Raw genomic sequence first — 3,192 nt, 5'->3', positions numbered from 1 at the left:
GCGGTGGACTGGCTGCAGCGCGGCGACCAGGCCGCCGCGGCGCTGGCCACGCACGAATACCAGTGCGTGCTGCTGGACCGGGGCCTGCCCGGCCTCGACGGCGATGCCGTCCTGAAGGCCCTGCGTGCCGAGGGCGCTGCGCGGGCGCAGCCGCCGGTGATCGTGATCACGGCGCGCGACACGCTGGCCGACCGCGTGCAGGGGCTGGACCTGGGCGCGGACGACTACCTGGTCAAGCCCTTCGACCTGGAAGAGCTGTCGGCCCGGGTGCGCGCCGCCCTGCGCCGGGGCGCGGTGCAGGGCGCCCCCGAGCTGCGCCACGGCGCGGTGGCGCTCGACCCGGCCGCCAAGCGCGTGACCCTGGACGGCGCGCCGCTCACGCTCACCGCGCGCGAATTCGCCGTGCTGCAGGCGCTGATGCGCCGTCCCGCCCACATCCTGAGCCGCGCCCAACTGGAGGAAGCCCTGTACGGCTGGGGCGCGGAGGTGGAGAGCAACGCCATCGAGGTGCACGTCTACAACCTGCGCAGGAAGCTGGGCAGCGGCTTCATCGTGACGGTGCGCAACCAGGGCTACCGGCTGGCGCCCGCATGAAGCGCTTCCGATGGCCGGCGGCCGGGCACCGGCCCGACACGGCGGAGGCCACCTCCCCGCGCCGCGGCTGGTCGCTGCGCCGGCGCCTGCTGCTGGCCGTGATGGGGACCAGCGTCGGCCTGTGGCTGACGAGCCTCGCCATCGTCGTCGGCGTGGCCTGGTTCGCGACCAGCGACGTCTTCGACGACGCGCTGGAAGAGGGTTCGCGCCTGGTGCTGCAGCTGGCGCCCCAGGGCGAGGCCGCCGCCGGCGCCTTCCCGGGGCTGCGCCCGGGCCGCGGCGACGCGCTGAGGCTGCGCATGTACTACCAGCTCGTGGCACCCGACGGCCGCGTGCTCCTGCGCGGCGAGGACACCCCGGCAACGGCCTTCCGGCCTCGTGCGCAGCATGAGGAGACGGCCACGGTCCGGGTGGAGGGCGAGTTTTGGCGCGTGCATGTGCGCCCCGGGCCCGGCGGCGTCACCGCCCAGGTGGCGCAGCCGATGGAAGAGCGCCTGGAGCTGCTGGAGGAAATGGCCGAGAACCTGGCCTGGCCCGCGCTGGCGCTGCTGGCGCTGCTCGGCCTGCTCAGCTGGCTGCTGATCCGGCGCCTGCTGCGGCCGCTGGAGGACACGGCCCTGCGCATCGACGCCAAGTCGCCGCACGACCTGACGCCCGTGCAGGCGCCCGATCCGCCGCGCGAACTGCAGCCGATCCTGGCTGCACTCAACGCGCTGCTGGCGCGCCTGGCCGCGGCGCTGGACGGCGAGCGCCGCTTTACGGCCGATGCCGCGCACGAGCTGCGCACGCCATTGGCCGCGCTGCGCATGCGCGTGCAGCTCATCGAGCGCGAGCTGAAGCTGCCGGACACCCATCTGCGGCAACTGCGCGCCGACCTGGACCGCTGCACCGCGCTGGTGGAAGGCCTGCTGGCGCTGGCCCGGCTGGAGCCTCAGGTCGAGCCCCTGGCACGCGAGGCGGTGGACCTCGAGGCACTGCTCGACGGCCTGGACCTCCAGGCACAGGCACCGGGCGTGCAGGTGGAGCGGGACCTGGTCGTGCCGCGGCTGCGCGCCGCGCCCGCACTGCTGGCCAGCGCGCTGCGCAACCTGGTCGACAACGCCGTGCGCTACGGCCGCGAAGGCGGGCGGGTGCGCATCGAGTCCGCGCGCCTGCCGCAGGGCGGCACGCGCCTGGCCGTGCGCGACGACGGCACGGGCGTGCCGACCGCGCAGCGCGCGCGGCTCGGGGAGCGGTTCTTCCGGGTGCTGGGCACCGGGCAGACGGGCAATGGCCTGGGCCTGTCCATCGTCGCGCGCATCGCCGCGCTGCATGGCGCCAGCCTGCGGTTCGAGGACGGGCTGGACGGCCGAGGGCTGAGCGTGGTGCTCGATTTCCCGCCGGACTGACGCACATCAGACTGCCTTCATCTTGGGGCCGCCCAATGGGGTTGTCCCGCCTCGGCGGGGTTTTTCTTGCATCGACAGAAAGAAAGGAATCGAATCATGCGCAACACTGCATCCACATGGGCTGTCGCCGCCGTCCTGGCTCTGACCGCCGCCGCCTCCTCCGCGCAGCCGGCGGGATACACCGGCCCCAGCAACGCGCCCAAGGCCGCTGCCCAAGGCGCGTATGCGGGGCCCGTCAACGTGCCGCTGGTGACCGTGCGGCAACTGCTCGACGCGGGCCGCGACGACCAGCCCGCCCGGCTGCAGGGCCGCATCGTCTCGTTCGAGGGGAACGAGCGCTACACCTTCGAGGACGCCACCGGCCGCATCATCGTGGAGATCGACGACGAGGACTTCCCGCCCGGCCAGGCCGTGAGCGCCGAGCACCGCGTGGAACTGCTGGGCGAATTCGACAAGGGGCTGCGCAAGACCGAGTTCGAGGTGGACCGGGTGACGCTGCTGCCCTGACCGGGCACATGAACGCCGGGGCGGACCGGAAGGCCTGCCTCTTTTCTTTGCGACTGCAGTGGCGGCCCGCATGAACGGCCGCCCGATCCGACGAGGCATCCGATGAACACAGAGGAAACACGCGCCGTTCTCACCATCTGCCTGCTGGCCGCCTATGCCGACGGCGACAAGCACGACCGCGAGCGCGAGCAGATCCGCGAGGTGGCACAGGGACTGGCGCAGGACCGGCAGGTCAACCTGCCCGGCCTGTACCAGGACGTGCTGATGCGCCGCGTCCAACTGGCCGACGTGCTGCCGAAGCTGGCCAGCGACGAGGCGCGCCAGCTGGCCTACGAGATGGCCGTATGCGTGTGCGAGGCCGACGGCCGCACCAGCGCGCAGGAGCAGGCCTTCCTGGCCGGACTGCGCGAGGCGCTGGGCCAGGCGCCGGCGGGCTTCGCCGAGCAGGCCGATGCGCTGGCGGCCGCGCCGCTGCAGGCTGCCGCCGTTGCGCTGCCGGAAGCGCCCACGGCGGACCAGCCGGCGCCGCACCCCGCCGCGGTCGACGCGCTGCCGGGCACGGCGGCGCAGCGCCGCCCCGGCACGCTCCCGGCCGCGGAGATGGACCGCAAGATCCTCCATGCATCCATCCTCAACGGCGCCATCGAGCTGCTGCCCGAGAACCTGTCCACGCTGGCCATCATCCCGCTGCAGATGCGGCTGG

At 73.5% G+C, this 3,192-nt stretch carries 4 protein-coding genes; all 4 read left to right on the top strand.

Annotation, left to right across the window (positions count from 1 at the left end; all coding sequences use genetic code 11):
• Nucleotides 1–594: winged helix-turn-helix domain-containing protein (locus tag ACIY1X_RS25675; protein ID WP_399686318.1), on the top strand; the 594-nt coding region annotated here is incomplete at its 5' end.
• A complete protein-coding gene (locus tag ACIY1X_RS25670; protein ID WP_399686316.1) occupies nucleotides 591–1,982 on the top strand; it encodes an ATP-binding protein in 1,392 nt (463 codons plus the stop codon). The genes ACIY1X_RS25675 and ACIY1X_RS25670, both read left to right, overlap by 4 nt.
• 96 nt (nucleotides 1,983–2,078) lie before the next feature.
• On the top strand, nucleotides 2,079–2,489 hold the full coding sequence (locus ACIY1X_RS25665; RefSeq protein WP_399686313.1) for a YgiW/YdeI family stress tolerance OB fold protein: 411 nt from the start codon (nucleotides 2,079–2,081) through the stop codon (nucleotides 2,487–2,489).
• A gap of 102 nt (nucleotides 2,490–2,591) precedes the next feature.
• Nucleotides 2,592–3,192, top strand: a 601-nt coding sequence (locus ACIY1X_RS25660) for a tellurite resistance TerB family protein (RefSeq protein ID WP_399686310.1), incomplete at its 3' end; no start/stop codon positions are given.

Origin of the sequence: Xenophilus sp. (assembly GCF_044462705.1) — a bacterium.
GTDB lineage: Bacteria > Pseudomonadota > Gammaproteobacteria > Burkholderiales > Burkholderiaceae_C > Xenophilus > Xenophilus azovorans.
Note: the sequence above shows the minus strand (reverse complement) of the source record. Positions and strands in the feature narration are given on the sequence as shown.